The organism is Streptomyces sp. DH41, from assembly GCF_029813785.1.
GTDB lineage: Bacteria > Actinomycetota > Actinomycetes > Streptomycetales > Streptomycetaceae > Streptomyces.
The window spans coordinates 13,292-32,064 of the sequence record NZ_JARVKY010000010.1 but is presented as its reverse complement, the minus strand read 5'-3'; the positions used below and the strand labels follow the sequence as shown (position 1 = coordinate 32,064).

20 protein-coding genes are annotated in these 18,773 nt (G+C 69.5%); 14 read left to right on the top strand and 6 right to left on the bottom strand.

The window, feature by feature from the left end; all coding sequences use genetic code 11:
* The first annotated feature begins 142 nt into the window (after positions 1–142).
* From QC283_RS18020 to QC283_RS17995, 6 genes are all read left to right on the top strand, one after another.
* The gene (locus QC283_RS18020; RefSeq protein WP_279562573.1) at positions 143–898 is read left to right on the top strand and encodes a DUF5131 family protein; all 756 of its coding nucleotides are present in this window, start codon (positions 143–145) and stop codon (positions 896–898) included.
* 99 nt (positions 899–997) lie between these two features.
* Positions 998–2,125 carry a three-Cys-motif partner protein TcmP gene (locus QC283_RS18015; RefSeq protein ID WP_279562572.1) on the top strand — a complete coding sequence of 376 codons (1,128 nt, stop codon included), beginning with the start codon at positions 998–1,000 and terminating at the stop codon, positions 2,123–2,125.
* A 519-nt stretch (positions 2,126–2,644) separates the two neighbouring features.
* Entirely contained in the window at positions 2,645–3,844 is a 1,200-nt protein-coding gene (locus tag QC283_RS18010; protein WP_279562571.1) for a hypothetical protein, read from the top strand.
* 10 nt (positions 3,845–3,854) lie between these two features.
* Positions 3,855–4,445, top strand: coding sequence for a hemerythrin domain-containing protein (locus QC283_RS18005; protein ID WP_279562570.1), 591 nt, complete (start codon positions 3,855–3,857; stop codon positions 4,443–4,445).
* Positions 4,446–4,582: 137 nt separating this feature from the next.
* On the top strand, positions 4,583–5,527 hold the full coding sequence (locus tag QC283_RS18000) for a Rieske (2Fe-2S) protein (protein ID WP_279562777.1): 945 nt from the start codon (positions 4,583–4,585) through the stop codon (positions 5,525–5,527).
* A complete protein-coding gene (locus QC283_RS17995; protein ID WP_279562569.1) occupies positions 5,511–6,053 on the top strand; it encodes a DUF1360 domain-containing protein in 543 nt (180 codons plus the stop codon). Before QC283_RS18000 ends, QC283_RS17995 begins: the two co-directional genes overlap by 17 nt.
* Before the next feature lie 56 nt (positions 6,054–6,109).
* On the opposite strand, the gene QC283_RS17990 is transcribed toward QC283_RS17995, so the two are convergent.
* The 3 genes from QC283_RS17990 to ctaD all read right to left on the bottom strand — a co-directional run bounded on the left by QC283_RS17990 (position 6,110) and on the right by ctaD (position 8,790).
* Entirely contained in the window at positions 6,110–6,631 is a 522-nt protein-coding gene (locus tag QC283_RS17990) for a hypothetical protein (RefSeq protein ID WP_279562568.1), read from the bottom strand.
* 75 nt (positions 6,632–6,706) lie between these two features.
* Positions 6,707–7,081 (bottom strand): hypothetical protein, encoded by a 375-nt coding sequence (locus QC283_RS17985; RefSeq protein WP_279562567.1) that lies wholly within the window; start codon positions 7,079–7,081, stop codon positions 6,707–6,709.
* On the bottom strand, positions 7,078–8,790 hold the full coding sequence (ctaD, locus tag QC283_RS17980) for an aa3-type cytochrome oxidase subunit I (protein ID WP_279562566.1): 1,713 nt from the start codon (positions 8,788–8,790) through the stop codon (positions 7,078–7,080). The genes QC283_RS17985 and ctaD overlap by 4 nt, the downstream gene beginning before the upstream one ends.
* Positions 8,791–9,092: 302 nt before the next feature.
* On the opposite strand from ctaD, the gene QC283_RS17975 reads away from it, so the two are divergent.
* The 3 genes from QC283_RS17975 to QC283_RS17965 are packed head-to-tail and all read left to right on the top strand — an operon-like array spanning position 9,093 to position 11,445.
* Positions 9,093–9,557: a hypothetical protein gene (locus QC283_RS17975; RefSeq protein WP_279562565.1), complete on the top strand. Its 465-nt coding sequence runs from the start codon at positions 9,093–9,095 to the stop codon at positions 9,555–9,557.
* Positions 9,558–9,577: 20 nt separating this feature from the next.
* Complete coding sequence (locus tag QC283_RS17970; protein WP_279562564.1) at positions 9,578–10,729, top strand: zinc-dependent alcohol dehydrogenase; 1,152 nt, start codon at positions 9,578–9,580, stop codon at positions 10,727–10,729.
* 8 nt (positions 10,730–10,737) lie between these two features.
* Positions 10,738–11,445: a phosphodiesterase gene (locus tag QC283_RS17965; protein WP_279562563.1), complete on the top strand. Its 708-nt coding sequence runs from the start codon at positions 10,738–10,740 to the stop codon at positions 11,443–11,445.
* An 80-nt stretch (positions 11,446–11,525) separates the two neighbouring features.
* On the opposite strand, the gene QC283_RS17960 is transcribed toward QC283_RS17965, so the two are convergent.
* Positions 11,526–12,209: a hemerythrin domain-containing protein gene (locus QC283_RS17960; protein ID WP_279562562.1), complete on the bottom strand. Its 684-nt coding sequence runs from the start codon at positions 12,207–12,209 to the stop codon at positions 11,526–11,528.
* A 284-nt stretch (positions 12,210–12,493) separates the two neighbouring features.
* Between QC283_RS17960 and QC283_RS17955 the strand changes: the two genes are divergently transcribed.
* The 5 genes from QC283_RS17955 (at position 12,494) to QC283_RS17935 (ending at position 15,797) form a co-directional block, all read left to right on the top strand.
* Complete coding sequence (locus QC283_RS17955) at positions 12,494–13,486, top strand: radical SAM protein (RefSeq protein ID WP_336620650.1); 993 nt, start codon at positions 12,494–12,496, stop codon at positions 13,484–13,486.
* Positions 13,483–13,695: a hypothetical protein gene (locus QC283_RS17950; RefSeq protein ID WP_279562561.1), complete on the top strand. Its 213-nt coding sequence runs from the start codon at positions 13,483–13,485 to the stop codon at positions 13,693–13,695. The genes QC283_RS17955 and QC283_RS17950 overlap by 4 nt, the downstream gene beginning before the upstream one ends.
* Positions 13,696–13,774: 79 nt before the next feature.
* Positions 13,775–14,584 carry an aminoglycoside phosphotransferase gene (locus QC283_RS17945; RefSeq protein ID WP_279562560.1) on the top strand — a complete coding sequence of 270 codons (810 nt, stop codon included), beginning with the start codon at positions 13,775–13,777 and terminating at the stop codon, positions 14,582–14,584.
* 126 nt (positions 14,585–14,710) lie between these two features.
* Positions 14,711–14,899, top strand: a complete 189-nt coding sequence (locus QC283_RS17940) for a hypothetical protein (protein ID WP_279562559.1) — start codon at positions 14,711–14,713, stop codon at positions 14,897–14,899.
* A complete protein-coding gene (locus tag QC283_RS17935) occupies positions 14,892–15,797 on the top strand; it encodes an RNA polymerase sigma factor (RefSeq protein ID WP_279562558.1) in 906 nt (301 codons plus the stop codon). The genes QC283_RS17940 and QC283_RS17935 overlap by 8 nt, the downstream gene beginning before the upstream one ends.
* A gap of 388 nt (positions 15,798–16,185) precedes the next feature.
* On the opposite strand, the gene QC283_RS17930 is transcribed toward QC283_RS17935, so the two are convergent.
* Positions 16,186–17,475 (bottom strand): MFS transporter, encoded by a 1,290-nt coding sequence (locus QC283_RS17930; RefSeq protein ID WP_443032627.1) that lies wholly within the window; start codon positions 17,473–17,475, stop codon positions 16,186–16,188.
* A 139-nt stretch (positions 17,476–17,614) separates the two neighbouring features.
* Complete coding sequence (locus QC283_RS17925; RefSeq protein WP_279562556.1) at positions 17,615–18,715, bottom strand: LLM class flavin-dependent oxidoreductase; 1,101 nt, start codon at positions 18,713–18,715, stop codon at positions 17,615–17,617.
* Between the last annotated feature and the right edge of the window lie 58 nt (positions 18,716–18,773).

Here is an 18,773-nt window from a genome sequence, read left to right as displayed (position 1 = left end):
CCCTTCACAGAACACGCGTTCGACCTGAAAGATGGGCACGGTCGCGTGCCAGTTCGGTACGTCGCTCGTTAGGCAGCGCAGTCGAAGCGCTGAGTGGGCAAGCGCTAGTGGCCCTTGCCCAACTGCTACGGGAGGGGACCCCATGGGCGATCGCAGCACAATCGAGTGGACTGAGGCGACCTGGAATCCCACCACGGGATGCGACCGGATCTCCCCCGGGTGTGACAACTGTTACGCCTTGACGTTATCCAGGCGTCTCAAGGCCATGGGTGTTGCCAAGTACCAGACTGACGGGGATCCCAGGACATCCGGCCCGGGCTTCGGCCTCAGCCCTCACCCAGACGCATTGGCCATTCCTCGCCAGTGGAAGGCCCCACGGATGGTTTTCGTCAATTCCATGAGCGACCTCTTCCACGCCAAGGTCCCCCTGGAATTCGTCCGGCAGGTCTTCCAGGTGATTGCCGAGACTCCCCAGCACACCTACCAGCTACTGACCAAGAGGGCCCGCAGGTTGCGGCGCGTTGCCGACGAACTCGACTGGCCCTCGAACCTGTGGATGGGCGTCTCCGTCGAAGACGCAGAGCGCCTGGATCGTGTCGACGACCTTCGACAAGTGCCTGCTGCCGTGCGCTTTCTGTCCTGTGAGCCTCTTCTCGGTCCGCTTACCGGTCTGCAACTGGACGGCATCGGCTGGGTTATCGCCGGAGGCGAGTCCGGGCCCCACTATCGCCCCGTACAGGAGGAGTGGCTGGTGGGCATCCGCGACGCCTGCAACCACGCCGGAGTGCCCTTCTTCTTCAAGCAATGGGGTGGCCGCAGCCCGAAGTCAGGGGGCCGCGAACTCGACGGAGCGACCTGGGACGAGATGCCACCTCGACTGCCTGTCGCAGCCCATTAACGGCCAAAGTCCAGCAGACGCCGTACGCACTCTGGTGGCATACGGCAACGATGTGTGACCCTCTCTCCAGCGAGGCCGACGGGAGTAGGGGGACCGAAGGTGGCCGTACCGAAGGATGCCGTGTGGGAACGCGATCCACACACGGCGGCCAAACATGACTTACTCAAGCAGTACTTGGCCGCATGGGCGCCGATTCTGCTGTCACGACTCGACGTGATCACTTACGCCGAAGGCTTCGCGGGTGCCGGCATCTACAAACAGGGCGAGCCCGGCTCCCCGGTCATCGCCTACGAAGTCTTCGCCGACGCTCTGTACAGGTTCCCGAAACGTATGCGCGTGATCCTCATGGAGGAGGATGCCCGGCGCGTCAAAGAGTTACAGCGCCAGATGGAGCTCGTCCGCTCCCGGCAAACGGACGACATCACCAAACGAATAGCGGTCGACGTACATCACGGAGATTTCCACCCGGCCCTCCTGGAGAAGCTGCGGGGCATCGGAGCGTTGGGGAAACCCCTCTTCGTCCTGCTGGACAGCTTCGGCGGACCCGACATCCCCTTCTCGCTCCTCCAAGAACTGGGGCGCCATCCCAGCACCGAAGTGATGGTGACCTTCGAGCCCAGCTTCCTCACCCGGTTCGCCGAGAAGCACGACGGTCACCGCCAGCTCGGCGACCAAGCCTTCGGGAGCCCGGAGTGGCAAGGCGTCTTCCAGCAGTCCCCCTCGGGCAAGTTCACGTTCCTGCGCGAGCAATACCGGAACACGCTGCGCCAGGCCGGCTTCACGCACACGCTGTACTTCGAGATGGTCGACGAGGGCGGCAGGATGCTCTACCTGATCTTCGGCACCCAGCACGAACTGGGGCTGGAGAAGATGAAAGACGCCATGTGGAAGGTGGACCCTTCCTACGGCGTCCGCTACCGCGACCCCAGGGACACCCAACAGCAGATGCTTGATCTCGCGTTCGAGCCTGATACGGCTCCGCTGCGACGGATCCTGCACGACTTCATCTCCGAAACACCCGATGGGCGAACCATCCCGGAGCTCAAGCGATACGCCCTCTTGGAGACCGTCTACCGGCCCGCCCAAGTGATCGAGGCCGTCCGGCAGCTGCGTGAGGCGGGCGCCGTGACGACGGAACCTCGTGCCATCAACGCCAAGACGCGAGTGAACCTGGCGGCTACGCCGCCCACTACCCGTCCGTCAGCCGAGCAGGGCGCCCTCTGGTGAGAGGCCCCGAGGGCATATCCGGGGCACATGAGCCTGGGAAACGGCGTTGACCTGCGAGAACTACCGAGAGGAGTTTTCCCAGGTCAACGCACATGCCCTCACGAAACACCAGGTCAGTGCCCTCCCATCACCAATCGCTGCACGAGTGGCAGGACTTCTCGCACCGGCTGCATGAGGCGGGGCATCAGCCGTATTGCCTGGTGTGGCCCTGAGCTGGGGTTTCGTAGGGGTCGGGCGAGGTCTTCGGGCCTCGCCCTTTTGCTTGCCGGGGAGGGGCCGTCAGGCGGCCAGGGCACTTTGAGGGCACATTGGTTTTGTTGGGGGCGCTGATGTGCCCCGGGTGGCGGCCCGTCCGCTCGCTCGGTTGACCCACCAGAGGGAACCATGCGGCCTGCGGGCGTGAGCGGTGGCTGGAAGTCGCCCGTCGTGAACAGACTGGGAGCCACGTCTGTGCTCGTCGCCTGGAACGGGGTACTCCGGCGGCGCGCGGATTCCCCTCGTCATCAGGAGGCACGGCCCATGACGTTCAATCCGCTGGAGCAGCGGGGTATCCCGCTGGACCGCCAGGTGCGCAACTGGCGTGAGCTGAACGTGGCTCCGATCGACCCGGACCACTGTGACCCGTACACCCGCTGCCGGATCATCACGATGAACGGCATCGAGGTCGAGGCGATCCTGTTCAGCCACCAGCTCGCCCGGCACACGGTCGATCCCGAGATCAAGCGGCAGCTGGCGCGGGTCCGCTACATCGAGGCGCAGCAGCAGAAGGTCGTGAACTGGCTACTCCCGGGCGTTTCTTCGGTGCTGGAGACGACCATCGCGTACGAGCAGGTCGCGGTGGACCTGACGGCGTGGGTGGCGCGGATGGAGCCGGACCCGTACCTGAAGCAGGCGTACCAGTTCGGTGTGCTGGAGGACTTCGACCACCTGTACCGGTACGCGAACCTGTACGAGATGATCGAGCACCGCAAGGCGGAGTCGATCGTCGACGGCCTGACCGAGGTCATGCCGGGAAGGCCCACCCGGTTCCACCACCGCAATCCGGTGGACAACGTCCGCGACCCGTACGCCAAGGACGAGACGAACCCGCTCTCCAAGCTGCACGCGCTGACGATCATGTCGGCGGAGCAGCAGACCATGAACTTCTACATGAACACCGGCCCCACCTACATGGAGCCGATCGCCCGCCAGCTCTACCAGGAGATCGGGCTGATCGAGGAGGAGCACGTCACCCACTACGAGTCCCTGGTGGACCCGGGTGAGACGTGGTGGGAGCAGCTGGTCAACCACGAGTACAACGAGTGCTACCTCTACCACTCCTTCATGGAGCAGGAGAGCGACCCCAGGGTCAAGGCGATCTGGGAGCTGCACCTGAACATGGAGCTGGAGCACCTGCACGCCGCCTGCGACCTGATGCGCCGCCACGACGGCCGCGACCCCGCCTCCGTGCTCGCGCCCGAACTGCCCAACGTGCTCACCTTCGAGCCGAACAAGGGGTATCTGCGTGAACTCCTCGATACCCAGATGGACCTGACCACGCTGGGTGCCGGCTACGTCCGGGAGGCGCACGAGCGGTTCGAGAAGATGCAGGAGCAGATCCACGGCGGCGAGGCACCGCCGAGCGACCGGGTCATGACCCAGCATGACGAGATGTTCGGCCGCGAGTACCGCGTCCAGACCGAGGGCGAGCACCCCGACCCCACGCAGCGCGAGAAGTAGGGAGGCCGCGATGTCCGAGCTGCACACCCCGCACGCCGGGGACGACATGGCCAAGGACGACGACGTCGTCTCCCTGCTGATGCGCCAGCACGGCGACATCCGCAACCTCTTCGACGAGGTCGAGGCCGCCAAGGGCGAGGAACGCCGCGACGCCTTCCGCCGCCTGGTGCGGATGCTGGCCGTCCACGAGACCGCCGAGGAAGAGGTCGTCCACCCCTTCGCCCGCAAGGGTTTCCCCGGTGGCGAGCAGGTCGTGAAGGACCGCCTCGCCGAGGAGAAGGCGGCCAAGGAGACGCTGGCCGCCCTCGACGAGATGGACACCGACGACCCGAAGTTCATGCCCCAACTGCTCAAGCTGCGCAAGGACGTCCAGGCACACGCCCGGGCCGAGGAACGCTACGAGTTCACCCACATCCGCCGCAGCACCGACGCCACCAACCTCGCCGCGATGGCCAAGGCGATCAAGGCCGCCGAGGCCATGGCACCCACCCGGCCCCACCCGGGCGTCGAGTCCGGGGCGAAGAACATGGCCCTCGGACCGGTCGCCGCCCTCATGGACCGCACCAAGGACACCGTCCGCAAAGCCATGGGCAAGGGCTGACTCCGCGTCCTCCTGGCCGGCCGGGGCACCCGTCCGGTCGACCGGGAGGCGGAGCCGGCGTCCTGGCCCGGCCGCCGTTTGCCCCATGCCCTGCGGGGGACCCTCCGCCCATGAGCAAAACACCAGGTCGACGCCGTATGGGCCAGAACCGGATGCTGTGGCTGCTCGACGCCCTGGAGCGTGATCCCAGGGCGGACGCGGCGATCGACAAGCTCACCAGGAGTGTGCGAGCGCTCCCCCTGGGCCGGGCTCGGGACGCGTTGCACGGCAGGTGGCTCGGTCATCCTGTGCACCCCTTGATGGTGCAGGTGCCCATCGGCAGCTGGATGTCCGCCGCCGTCCTCGACCTGCTGCCCGGCCGCAACCGGGAGGCCGGCCTCCTCGTGGGCGTCGGGCTGGCGGCGGCCGGTCCGGCCGCGTTGGCGGGCGCGGTCGACTGGGCCGAACTCCATCGGCAGCAGACACGGGTGGGACTGGTGCACGCCGTGGCCAACACGGCCGCCGTGGGACTGTACGGCGCCTCGCTCCTGTGCCGCCTCACCGGACGGGCCGGAGCGGGCCGCGCGTACGGTTTCCTCGGGCTGACGGCGGTCGGGCTGGGAGGCATGCTCGGCGGTCACCTCGCCTACCGGCAGGCTTCCGGCGCCAACCACGCCGAAGAGGTGCCGCACGTCGTCGGCGAGGGCTGGCACCGGATCGGCACGGTGGACGAGTTCCCCGTCGGCCGGCCCGTGCGGCGCTCCGTGGACGACGAACCGGTCCTGGTGGTGCGCGAGACCGGCGGCACCTTCCACGCACTGGCCGATCGGTGCAGTCATCTGGCGGGCCCGCTGTCCGAGGGCACGGTCGCCGACGGGTGTGTCGAATGTCCCTGGCACGGCAGCGTCTTCCGGCTCTCGGACGGCTGGAACGTCCGGGGCCCCGCCACCGCGCCCCAGCCCGCCTTCGACACCCGTGTCGTCGAGGGACGCGTGGAGATCAGGCTGTGCGGTGAGGGTGAGACGGAGGGACCGGACCCGGGTCGAGCGGCCGTGGCGCAGGAGCGGACAGGAGAGAACGAAGGTCATGGACACGGCATCTGACGGCCGTCTCACGGAGCGGCTGAGGCGACGGCTGCGACGCACCGAACACACCTACTCGGCGGGAGAGGACCGCCCGCTGCGCGGCTACGCAGCGGCCATGACGGCTTTCGGTGTCTACACGGCGGGGTGGGCGGCGGTGGTCAGGATGCGCGGTCGTCCGCTGCCGGAGCGGCCCGCGCCCTGGGACGTGGCACTGACGGCGGTGGCGACGTTCCGGCTGAGCCGGCTGCTGAGCAAGGCGTCGGTGACGAGTCCGCTGAGGGCTCCCTTCACCACGTTCCAGGGCCCTGAGGGACCGGCCGAGCTGCACGAGGAGGCGCACAGCGAGGGCGCCAAGGACACGGTCGGCGAGCTGCTGACGTGCCCGTTCTGCATGAGCGTCTGGGTGGCCTCGACCCTCACCGCCGGACAGCTACTCTGGCCGCGCGCCACCCGCACCGCCATGGGCGCGCTCACCGCGCTGGCCGGCGCGGACGCCCTGCAACTGACGTACAGCGCGCTGGTGGCCAGGACGACCGGCGACTGACCACGCCACACCGCGCCCGCCCGACCGCCCCGCGGCCGCGCGGGCGCACGTGGCGGTCACCGCCCCCGGGGCAGAGGTCCCACGTCGGACCGGCGGCCGGAGCGCATCGCCGCGTGCCGCTGCCCGGGACCGGGGCCCGACCGGGCGGCCAGGGCGTCGGCGACCGCGCCGGTGACGAAGGCGTACACCGTCTTGTGCAGCAGGTCGACGGCGAGTTCGCGGCGGGGCCAGGTCTGGGGCGGGGCGCCGACGCCGGTGGCGTTCTCCAGGATCTGGTCGGAGGTGACCCGGACGACGGCGAACTTCCCCGACGACCAGGGCCCGCGCAGCCCGGCCTGCGCCATCACCGACCGCAGGACCCCGAGGAGGGCGCCCTGCCCCGCGTGCATGGCCAGGTTCACCGGCACCGGCTGACGCCCGGAGTACTCCCGCATTCCGGTCAGGCGTTCCAGTGTGCGGGCGGGAACGTGGGAGTCGGGCCGGCCGGTCAGCCGTTGCTCCGCCTTCTCGCCCAGCGTCATCGCCAGCACTCCGGTCGTACCGGCCAGCAGTCCCTGCCACAGTGCGCGCTTCATCATGCGGCGCCGAGTACCCAGCGCGCCCCGGCTCACCTACTCCCCGGCCTCGGACGGAGGTGCGCCGTCCGGGTCCGCTCAGCGGGCCACCGTACACAGCGCACCGCTGACGGCTGCCGCACAGACCAGCAGGCACGACGCCCAGACGCCGTGGCGCCTCAGCAGGTCGCGTCGCAGCCGCAGATACCGGGCCTCGTACTCCCGTCCCAGCTCGTTGGCGCGGCGCAGGGTCGCCTCGAACATCTGCCGGGACAGGCGGAGACGGTGGGCGACATAGTGCCGGGTGAGGTCCTCCGCCTGTGCGGTGGTCAGCCAGGGGAGGGCGTCGCAGAGCGCCTGCGCCTCCCGGTGTGCGTCTTGCCGGTGTTCTCGGGCCAGGAGGAAGCCTTCCGCCTCCGCCGCGATGCCCGGGGCGACACCGGGGACCGGACCGTGGAGGTGCCCGTCCGTCATCTCCGGTCGCCCTTGTGACCGCTCGTGTCGAACGCGTCGCGTTGTCCGGTGTTCTCCGCCTGGTCGAGGTCGGCGAGCGCGGGGTGGTGCAGGTCGAAGGCGGGGGACTCGGAGCGGACCCGGGGCAGGGTGACGAAGTTGTGGCGGGGCGGCGGGCAGGAGGTGGCCCATTCCAGCGAGCGTCCGTAGCCCCAGGGGTCGTCGACCTCGATCCGCTTGCCGTGCTGGGCGGTCTTCCAGACGTTGTAGAGGAAGGGCAGCGTGGACAGGCCCAGGAGGAAGGCTCCGATGGAGGAGATGGTGTTGAGGGCGGTGAAGCCGTCGGCGGCCAGGTAATCGGCGTAGCGGCGGGGCATGCCCTCGGCGCCGAGCCAGTGCTGGACCAGGAACGTGGTGTGGAAGCCCACGAACAGCGTCCAGAAGTGCACCTTCTCCAGCCGTGTGTCGAGCATGGTGCCCGTCATCTTCGGCCACCAGAAGCTGAAGCCGGCGAACATCGCGAACACGATCGTGCCGAAGAGTACGTAGTGGAAGTGCGCCACGACGAAGTAGCTGTCGGTGACGTGGAAGTCGATCGGCGGGGAGGCCAGCAGCACGCCGGTCAGGCCGCCGAAGAGGAACGTGACCAGGAAGCCGGCCGCCCACAGCATCGGCGGCTCGAACGACAGGGAGCCCCGCCACATGGTGCCGATCCAGTTGAAGAACTTCACCCCGGTGGGGACGGCGATGAGGAAGCTCATGAACGAGAAGAACGGCAGCAGCACCGCGCCGGTGGCGAACATGTGGTGCGCCCACACCGTCACCGACAGGCCGGTGATGGCGATGGTGGCGCCGACCAGCCCCATGTAGCCGAAGATCGGCTTCCGCGAGAAGACGGGGATGATCTCGGTGATCACCCCGAAGAAGGGCAGGGCGAGGATGTAGACCTCGGGGTGGCCGAAGAACCAGAAGAGGTGCTGCCACAGGATCGCCCCGCCGTTCTCCGGATCGAAGACGTGCGCACCGAACTGGCGGTCGGCCTCCAGCACCAGCAAGGCGGCGGCCAGCACGGGGAAGGCCAGCAGGACGAGCACCGAGGTCAGCAGCACGTTCCACGTGAAGATCGGCATTCGGAACATGGTCACGCCGGGCGCCCGCATGCAGATGATCGTGGTGATGAAGTTGACCGCGCCGAGGATGGTGCCGAAGCCGGAGAGCGCCAGTCCCATGATCCACAGGTCACCGCCGAGGTACGGGGTGCGCTCACCCCCGCTGAGCGGTGGGTAGGCGGTCCAGCCGAAGTCGGCGGCACCCTGCGTGGTGAAGAAGCTGCCGAGCACGATCAGGCCACCGAAGGCGAACAGCCAGTACGACAGCATGTTCAGCCTCGGGAACGCGACGTCCGGGGCCCCGATCTGCAACGGCATGATCGCGTTGGCGAACCCGGCGAACGTCGGAGTGGCGAACAGCAGCAGCATGATCGTGCCGTGCATCGTGAACGACTGGTTGTACTGCTCCGCCGACACGATCTGGAGACCGGGCCGCGCCAGCTCCGCCCGCACCACCATGGCCAGCGCTCCCCCGATCAGGAAGAACGCGAACGACGTGATCAGGTAAAGGTGGCCGATCTTCTTGTGATCGGTCGTGGTCAGCCAGGTGACCACGACGTGGCCCCGGCCACGACGCTCGGCCACGGGCACAGGAGCCACCGGCTCGGTATGGGTCGCCATCACGTTCCTCACTCGGCGGAGCGCCTGGTGGTCGGCCGTTGGACGGCGACGGTCCCGCCCCTCCGGCCGTGTGTCTCGGGCAGGGTGTGTCCAGCCCTCGTGGAAGGTAGTTCGCTCCGGTACGGGACCGCGCCCGCATCCAGCCGATCGCGGGCCGAACGGGCTCCATGTTCCATTCGGACGGGTGACGACGGGGGAGCGCCGGGCACCGGCCGCGGTGACCGTGGCCGTTTCGTCCGCGGGGCCACGGAAACCCGGCGCCGGACGGTGGCCGCCGGGACACCGGAAGCGGAGGGCGTTTCATGAGGAAGCTGTGGTGGGCGGTTCCGGTCGTGGCCGCCGGGGCGGCGGCCGTACGGCGGTCCCGGCCGTCGCAAGGGGCCGGCGAGCGGGCCGGCGACCGGTGGCTCACGGTGACGGTCAACCGGCCGCCCATGGACGTGGGCTCGGCAGGGAAGCCGCCCCCGCCCCTGGACGACCTCGCGGAACGGATCGACGTCCAGATCCGGCCGGCGCCGGGTGATCGCGGCACGGAACTGGCCGCGCGCTTCAAGGAGCCCGTGCCCGCCGCGTCCACGTCCGTACCCGCGCGTCTGGCCGGGCAGGACCCGCGGCAGGAACTGCGGCGCGCCCTGCGTGACGCCAAGTCCCTGCTGGAGGCGGGTGAGGTGCTGCGTCCCGACGCGCCGCCGACGACCCGTCCCACGCCGGGCGGCAAGCTGGTCGAGCTGTTCACCCGCCGCTCCGGTGGGGAGGGAGTGCTGTGAAGGCGCTGTGCTGGGAAGGCGTGAACAAACTGTCCGTCGAGCAGGTCCCGGACCCGGAGCTGCGCAACGACCAGGACATCGTCGTGCGGCTGATCGCGGGCACGACCTGCGGCTCCGACCTGCATCTCATCGGCGGTTACATCCCGGCGATGCGCGCCGGGGACGTGATCGGCCACGAGTTCGTCGGCGAGGTCGTGGAGACCGGGTCCGCCGTACGCCGGCACAAGGTCGGCGACCGGGTCGTCGTCTGCTCGTTCGTCGGCTGCGGGCGCTGCTGGTACTGCGCCAACGATCTGTGGTCCCTGTGCGACAACACCAACACCAACCCGGGCATCGGCCAGGCCCTCTTCGGCTACGAGACCGCCGGCATCTTCGGCTACTCGCACGCCATGGGCGGCCTGCGCGGCAGCCACGCCGAGTACGTCCGCGTGCCCTTCGCCGACTACGGCGCCTTCAAGGTCCCCGAGGGCATCGACGACACCAGCGCCCTGTTCGTCTCTGACTCCGTGCCCACCGGGTGGATGGGCGCCGATCTGGCCGGGGTGAAGCCCGGGGACGTGGTCGCCGTATGGGGCTGCGGCGCCGTGGGACAGATGGCCGCCCGGGCGGCGGTCCTCAAGGGTGCCGAGCGGGTGATCTCCATCGACCGCATCCCCGAGCGGCTGACCATGACCGAACGGTACGTCGGTGCGGAGACCATCGACTACACCACCACAGACGTCGCCGCGGAACTGCGCGAGCGCACCGGTGGACGTGGCCCGGACGTGTGCATCGAGGCCGTGGGCATGGAGGCGCACAGCGACGGGCCGATGCACCTGTACGACCAGGCCAAGCAGCAGCTCCGCCTCCAGACCGACCGGCCCACCGCCGTACGACAGGCCATCCACGCCTGCCGCAAGGCGGGCACCGTCTTCATCCTGGGCGTCTTCGCGGGCGCCGTCGACAAGTTCCCGCTCGGCGCCGTGATCAACAAAGGGCTCACCGTGCGCGGCGCCCAGATGCACGGGCAGCGCTACATCCCGATGCTGCTCGAGCGGATGGCCGCGGGCGAGATCGAGACGGCGCAGCTCGCAACCCACAGCCTCTCGCTCGACGAGGCGCCGACGGCGTACGACATGTTCAAGGAAAAGACCGACGGCTGCGTACGCGCCGTCATCCGCCCCCAGCCCTGAAGGACCGCATGATCATCAGTAGGGTCGCCCACGGACTCGCCCGGCGCCTGGCCCGGTGGCGGTCGGCGCCGGCCCTGCACCCCCACGGGGTGCTGTGCACGGGGACGCTGACCGTCACCGCCGGCGCGGGGGCCCGGTGGGGGGTCCCGTGGCTGGACGGGTCCGGCTCCTACCCGGTGACGGTGCGCTGGTCACGGGCGCTGGGCCTCCCCCGAGGGCTGCCGGACGGTCTGGGACTGGCTGTGCGCGTCGAGGGCGCCGACGGTCCGGGCAGCGCGCTCGACCTGCTGTTCACGTCCAGCCGCCCCGGCCGGTTCGGCCGCCACCTGCCTCTCCCCCGGTCCGACGCCCTGAAGGGACCGTACTCGACCCTGTTGTCGTACCGGGTGGGTGATCGCGAGCGGGTGCTGGCGGCCTTCCCGGTGCACGAGCCCGACGCACGCCGAGAGGACGTGCGGCCGACTCCGTGGCAGGAACTCGCCCACCGGCCCGTCCGGTTCGCCCTGCGGGCGGCGGCACCAGACGAGCCCTGGCGCACCTTCGCCACCCTGAGCCTGGAGGCGGTGCGCCCCGCTCCGGCCTCCCGCACCGTGTCCTACGACCCCTACGCGCACAACCTGCCCCGCCTGCACCCCACCGAACGGCTGCGACGCCTCCGCGACGCCGCGTACACCGGTTCCCGCCACGGACGAACCGCCGACGATCGCGACAAGTGAGGCGGTCGCTCCGGCGGCGGTGCTGACGACCGGCAGACGACAGGAAGCACCCGCCATCAGCCGCAGCCGCATGAACGGCGTCAGCGGCCCTTCGGACGGCGGGTGGCACGAACCACGCGGGATACGGCGGCCGCAGCTCCTGCGGCAGCGAAGGCCGTGAACGCGACGCGGCGGGCGGCGGAGCCACCGGCCGGTGCGAGGTCACGGAGCCGGTCGAAAAGGCTCAGGGGGACACCTCGCACAGCGTTGCCCGGCGGGCGCCGCGGGACGCCGGGGTGGGGGCGAGTCGGAGCGGTCGCCCGAACCGCCTCCCACACAGCGCCGATCCGCCGCAACCGGCGGTCGCCGAACGCGTCCCGCAGATGGGGCAGCAGCTCGTCCTCCTCGTCACGGATGTCCTGGCGGATCAGGGTGAACGCCTGCCGGATCCACTCGGCCCGCCGAGGGTCGTCGGGCGACTTCTCGACCTGTGCGACCAGCTCGTTGATCGCCTGGTGCTCCTCCTCCACCCGACCGGTGAGCTCCTCTCCGTCGGGAGCCACTCGACGCAGGACGGGCCACAGAACAGTCTCCTCCGCGAAGGCGTGACTGAACACCAGCTGGACGATGTCCTGCCACAGGGCATCAAGCTCGTCGTCCGAACCCCCGGCCAGCCAGCAGTTCATCATCCTGTCGAGCCGGGCGTGATCCCGGCGCTGACGCACGAGGATGCTGCCGTCGCCTCCCAGCGCCGCGGGATCCCGGTGAGTGATCGAGATGGTCACGGTCGTCGCTCCTGCCTCGCGGTGACGCCTGGGTCCGGACCGGCGCCGTCCTCCGTGCCGGAGGTCCGGAGGGGCCTCCGCCCCCAGCACGCGGGTTCCCATCAGACGCGTGCCCCATCATCTGACATCGTTCCTTCTGCGGCCTTGGTCGGTGCGCCTCCGCCCGTGCCACCGGCATGGTTCGCAACGGAGCATTCGCTTTCTGCCCTCGCCATGCGCTGCAGGGGCCGTCAGGCAGCCGAAGCGCGTCGAGGGCACAGCGGTGCGTCCGACGATGATGTCCCCTGGATGGCGGGCGGGCCGCCGATCCCTTCTGCCTCGGACTCTTCTGCGAGCGCGTCGTCGATCGCCTTGCGGGTGCGGGTCTCGTCCGTGAACGCTCCACCTACGGGTACGCGAAGGCGTCATGGGAGATCAACCTCGGCTGTGACCACGACTGCGGCTTCTGCTACCTCGGCGAGAAGCGGTTCGAGGGCCTGGACTGGGACGACAAGACGCGCCTGCTCACGATGCTGCGAGACGCCGGTGTCCTGTGGCTCCAGATCACCGGCGGCGAGGCACTGATCGACCCGCAGTTCGCCGCCGCGTACGAATACGCCACCGGGCTCGGGATGATGATCCAGGTATCGACGAACGGCAGCCAGCTCCACAAAGTGAGGATGCAGGAGCTGTTCGCCCGCCTGCGGCCCTACCGCCTGACGGTGAGCCTCTACGGGGCGACCGGGGAGACCTACGACGCCGTCACCCGCAACCGCGGCGCCTTCGACCGCTTCAGCCGCGGCCTGGACGCCTCCCGTGCGGCGGGCCTGCCCGTGCGAATCAACATCATCGTCGCCGAGGAGAACGCCCACGAGGTGGACGACATGGTCCGCCTGGTGGAAGACCGCTGGGGCTTCCCGTACCAGGTCTTCACGAACATGTCCCCGACGATCGACGGAGAGGCGAAGCCGCTCGCCTCACAGGCCCAGAAGTACGTCCGCGCCCGCCGTGTCTTCACCGGCTGCAACGCCGGCCACACCTTCTTCCACGTGGACCCGCATGGCATCGCCTCGGTCTGCAAGATCGGCCGCGACCCCAGCGTGAACCTCATGACCGAGGGTCTGACCGCCCTCCCCCGACTCGGCGGCATCGCCGAGTCCCTCCAGCTCCGCACCGGTGGATGCTCCGGCTGCTCGAAGGTCGGCACCTGCAGGACATGCCGACCGCTGGCCAAGCTCCACCAGGAGGCGGGGGACAACCGATCGCTCTACTGCCAACACGGAGGTTACGGAGCATGACTCCCACCAGCGCCACCCTGACCCGGCCCGCACCGGTCCCGGTCACCATCGGCCTGCGCCCGCCCACAGAGGCCACCGGCACCCTGCCCGTGCCCACCTCCGCGCCCCCGGTCCCTGAGGGCACGTTCCGGATCATCGGCGACCTGGACGTCGACGTCGCCGAGTCCGCCGGGTGCAGCTGCTCGGCCGGCGACGACCAGCCCTACTAGACCGGGGCTCCGCTCCGGCGCGCTGCCCCGGCCGTACGCTGGCCGGGGCAGCCCATCGTCTTCTCCGAGGAACCCCGCCGTGTCCGTGATCCGCCGACACTTCCACGACCTTCCCGTGGAGGCACGCCAGGCCATCGCCGGCAAGGCGGGCCCCGTCCACGCCGCCCGCGCCGCCGACGGAGGGCTGAACTCGGGCATCGCCGCGTTCCTCGAGACCGATCACGGCCCGGTCTTCGTCAAGGGCATCCCCACCGACCACCCACAGGCCCCGGCCCAGCGTCGAGAGGCCGCGATCAACCCACACCTCCCCCGTGCCTGCCCCCGCCTGTACTGGCACATTGAGGTGGCCGGCTGGGGCCTCCTCGGATACGAGGTCCTCCCGGGGCGGCACGCCGACTACAGCCCGGGCTCCCCAGACCTGCCCCTCGTTGCTGCCGCTCTTGCGGAACTCCAGGAGACCACCGCTCCCACGGACGTTCCCATCAAGGCCGCCGAACAGCGCTGGGCCGCCTACGCCCCGCCAGGATCTGCCGCCCTCTTCTCCGGCGACACCCTCCTGCACACCGACCTCGCCCCGCACAACCTGATCGTGGACGACCGTGCCCACATCATCGACTGGGCCTGGCCCACACGCGGCGCCGCCTGGATCGACCCCGCCATCCTCATCCTGGGCCTGCTCGAAGCCGGGCACACGCTCGCTGAAGCGGACGCCTTCACCCACCGCTTCCCTTCCTGGCGCACCGCACCGGCGGAGGCCAAGGAAGCGTTCGCCGCCGCCAACGCTGCGGTGTGGGAGGAGATCGCCCGCGCCGACAGCGCGTGTGGAAGGCTGCGATGGTCGATCACGCGGTCGCCTTCCATGCCCACCTGCGCACGTTGCCCGGCATGAGGTAGATCGGGAGCTCAAACAACTCCGAGCCCATGTCATGAGAATGCGCCTCCCGGACCTCTCCAGTTGTGTACGGCCGCAGCCCAGCGTCTGGGCAGGGCGGCCAGCTACTTCGAGGAGGTCTTCGTGGAGATCATGGGCGCGTTGTTGTCCGTCGCCGCCGTTCTGACTCCGAGTCTCAAGGGCTGGGTGGACAGCGTGTCCTACCGAAACCGGGCACAAGCCAGGGCAGCTCTGATTCGTGCTCGTCGTGAGCAAGGAAACAGCAGCCAGGCGAACAAGCAGAACGGGAAGCGGGGGGACGGCCGTGGCTGAGAAGTACGGCGGAGCAACCGCTGCTGATCTAGCAGCACTGTACGAAGGACACTGCCGGGAGATGGAAGGCTTTGCCCGCCGGCTACTGGCCGACGAGCGCCTGCCAGAATCCACTCTGTCCGCAGAGGACGTGGTGCAGACCGCGTTCACGAAAGCCCTCAACGCGCCGACCGGGATTCGTGATCCTCGTGCCTACCTCTACGTCGTGATACGCAACGACGTACGAGCCGCAAGTCGACAAGTCCGACGGCAGACGACTGCGACCTCGAAGGGTGCCTGGCAGGCTCAGTCGGCGGACGTACACGTCGCGGACTTCAGCGACTTGATTGCCAATCGCCTGGCGGTGCATCGAGCGCTGTGCAACCTTCCGCCACAGCAGCGCACAGCTGTATGGGCGACCAAAGCACTGGAGTACACACAAGCCGAAGCAGCCGAGATCATGCAGAAGAGGCCGGGGACGGTCGCCACCCACGTAGTACGCGCCGTAGCAGCGCTGCGAGTCCATCTGACTGCCCTGGTAGTGGTGGGCATTACGACGTTCTGCCTGGAGCGGAGCCGTGCCCTCAGGAAGATGCAGGCGCCCGCTGACAGCCCACGAGCCCCCCTGCCACAAGCGCCGTCGATCTCGACGTTGGTCTACGGGGCCCTGAGCTGCTTGCTTGTCGCCGCCTTGGCCCGCTGGGCGTTCAGGTGGTGGACACGCCGACGCCAGGCCATGGAAGAAGGCGGGACTTTCGCGCCTCGCCCCCTCACCGAGGTGGTCAGGGAAACACTCGAAGCACGCCGCTTCCGTGCAGTGCGTCCGACTCCGCCACCGCGAAGGACGGCACCGGTGGAGGAACTGACGGAGGAGGAAATCCCGTCCGGGCTCACACGAACGCGCCTTCCGGACTGGTAGGCCGTCGAGCGTGAAACTCGCATACGTGGAGGGCACATCCAGGGCACATGAGTCTGGGAAACGGCGTTGACCTGGGAGAACCACCGAGAGTTGTTGTCGCAGGTCAACGCGCGTTTGACCGAAAATTCCCAGGTCAGCGCCCCGCCGACCCCAATCGCTGCACGAGTGGCAGGACTTCAGCCGTCGATTGCACGAGGCCGGCCGTCAGCCCTCATGCTCGGTTTGGCCGTGACCTGGGGTTTCCACTGGTGGCGGGCGAGGGCTCTCACCTCGTTGCCGCCCTGCCCCGGCCCGTGTGAGGGGCGGGCGCCACGGCGAGGAGCCTTCATGCATCTGGCGTTGAAGTCGCTGCGGAGTGTCTGAGGGGCTGACGGTCGGCGCTGGTCTGTCAGCGTTCCGAGGACGGTGTACGGAGTGGGGTTTTCTGGGCGACGATGACTGCGGGGAGGAGGGCGAGGGCGAAGGCGGCGCCGGTGAGAGCGAGGAAGGGGTAGCTGGCTGCTGCGACGACGATCCCGGAGGTCATGCCGCCGGTGGCGCCGGCAATTGCGATGGCGACGTCGACCATGCCTTGGGTCTTGGCTCGCGTGGCCAGGGGGACGGCGTTCGTGATGATGGTGGTGCCGCTGACGAGGCCGAAGTTCCATCCGATGCCGAGCAGGATGAGAGCGACGGTGAGCAGGAGGACGGAGTCGGCCGGCGCGGCGGCGGCGAGGATGCCGGCAGCCAGCAGGGTCAGTCCGGAGGCGGCGGCCGTCACGCTCGGGCCGTAGCGGTCGGTGAGTGCTCCGGTCAGGGGTGAGGGCAGGTACATCGCGCCGACGTGCAGGGCTATGACGAGGCCGGAGGCGGCGGTGCCGTGGCCGTGGTCGTGCATGTGCACGGGGGTCATCGTCATGATCGCGACCATGACGAGCTGGCTGAGGACCATCACCAGTACCCCCAGCGGCAGGCCGGGGCGGCGGTGTGTGGCGGGCTGCTGGACGTGGGGCGCCGGTCCTGTGCCGGTGCGCTCCGGTCCCTCCGGCTCGGAGGGGAGGGTGCGGGCGAGCAGGAGAGGGTCGGGACGCAGCCAGATCAGGAGGGTCAGTGCGGCCATGGCGAACGCCGCGCTGGAGACGAGGAACAGGCCGCTCAGCGGGGGCAGTGCGAGGGCGGTGGCGAGGTGTCCGGCGGGGGCGGTCAGGTTGGGGCCGACGACGCCGCCCAGCGTGGTGGCGACCAGGACGGTGGACAGGGCGCGGGCGCGGTGACGCGGGGCGGCGAGGTCGGCTCCGGCGTAGCGGGCCTGGAGGTTGGCGGCGGTGCCGGCGCCGTAGAGGAAGAGGGAGATGAACAGCAGGGCCGGGTTGTCGAGGGCGGCAGCGACGACGACTCCGGCACCGCCGATCGCGCCTGCGAGGTAGCCGGCGGCCAGGCCGGGGCGGCGCCCGCGGGTCTGCGAGACGCGGCCGATCGTGACCGCGGCGAGGGCGGAGCCTGCGGTGAGCAGGGCGCTGGGCAGCCCGGCCAGAGTGGTGGAGTGGAGCATGTCCTGAGCCAGCAGGGCGGCAACGGTGACGCCGGCCGCGAGTCCTACGCCGCTGAGGATCTGGGACGCCAGCAGGATGACCAGGATGCGCTTTTGCGTCTCGGGGAGCGAAGGGCCGGGAGGGGCCGGTGGGGCGTCTGCCGACACGCTGGGTGGCGTAGCCGCGGTGTGGGGCATGGTGTCTCCGTTACGAGCCCAATGGTTGTGGGCGGGCGTGGTGTTGGGGTGCCTTACATGGTCCTGTCCGGCCGCGAGCCAGGTGGCCCGTGCGAGCTGCCCGGGGCCGTCAGCGAGCGGACACGGGGACCGGTGTGCTCGGCAGGGTGTAGGCATCGGCGATCAGTTCGGTCGAGCGCAGAAGCGCCTGAGGGGTGTGGCCCACACTGGCGATCATGATCTCGTCGGGCCGAGCGGCCTCGTGCAAGCGGTCGAGGTGCGCGGTGACCCGGTCGGGCGCGCCGTGCAGGACGGTGTTGGTCCAGCGGTCGAGAACGTGCTGCTCCGAGGCGGTGTAGGGGTAGGAAGCCGCCTCGTCGGGGGTGGGTACGAGGTAGGACTTGCCGTGGAGCATGCGCATCATGCTGTGGGCGTAGCTGCGTGTCTGGCGCAGGGCCTCGTGCTCGTCGTCGGCGGCCATGACGGCGAAGCTGGCCAGTGCGTACGGCTCGGTGAGGACGGCCGAGGGGGTGAACCGGTCGCGGTAGAGCTGGAGCGCACCGGCCACCTGATCGGGAGAGAAGTGCGCGGCGAAGGCGAAGGGCAGGCCCAGGCGGGCGGCGAGCTGGGCGGAGTATCCGGAGGATCCCAGCAGCCAGACCGAGGGGCGGCCGGTCGTCTGCGGAAGACCGTTCTCCTTGTCCTGTCCCGGTCCGGGCACGGCGTGGACGCGCTCGCGGTAGGGGTGCTCTTCGGGGAAGTCGTCGTCGAGGAAGCGCAGCAGCTCGACGACCTGTTGCGGGAAGTCGTCGTCGTCGGAGCGGCCTCGTCGCAGGGCGGCGGCGGTGGCCTGGTTGGTGCCCGGGGCGCGGCCCAGACCGAGGTCGATCCGGTCTGGAGCGAGGGCCTGGAGCAGGCCGTACTGCTCGGCGACGATCAGTGAGGGGTGGTTGGGCAGCATCACTCCGCCCGCCCCGAGCCGCAGCCGCGTGGTGTGGGCGGTCAGTCGGGCCAGCAGGACGGCGGGGCTGGAGGACGAGACGCCGGGCATGGAGTGGTGTTCGGTCACCCAGTAGCGGGTGAAACCGCGCCTCTCGGCGAGTTCGGCCAGTGCGATGCTGCCGGACAGGGCGTCGGCGGCGCTGACGCCGCGGCCGGCCAAGGCGGTGTCGAGGACGGACAGCGGCGCGGGAGCGGAGCCGCGCGCCGTGCCCCTGATCGGGTCGTTCACGGGGATTCCTTCTGCGGTGCGCCGGCCTGGCGCGAGTGGCGGGGCCGGGGAAAGGACC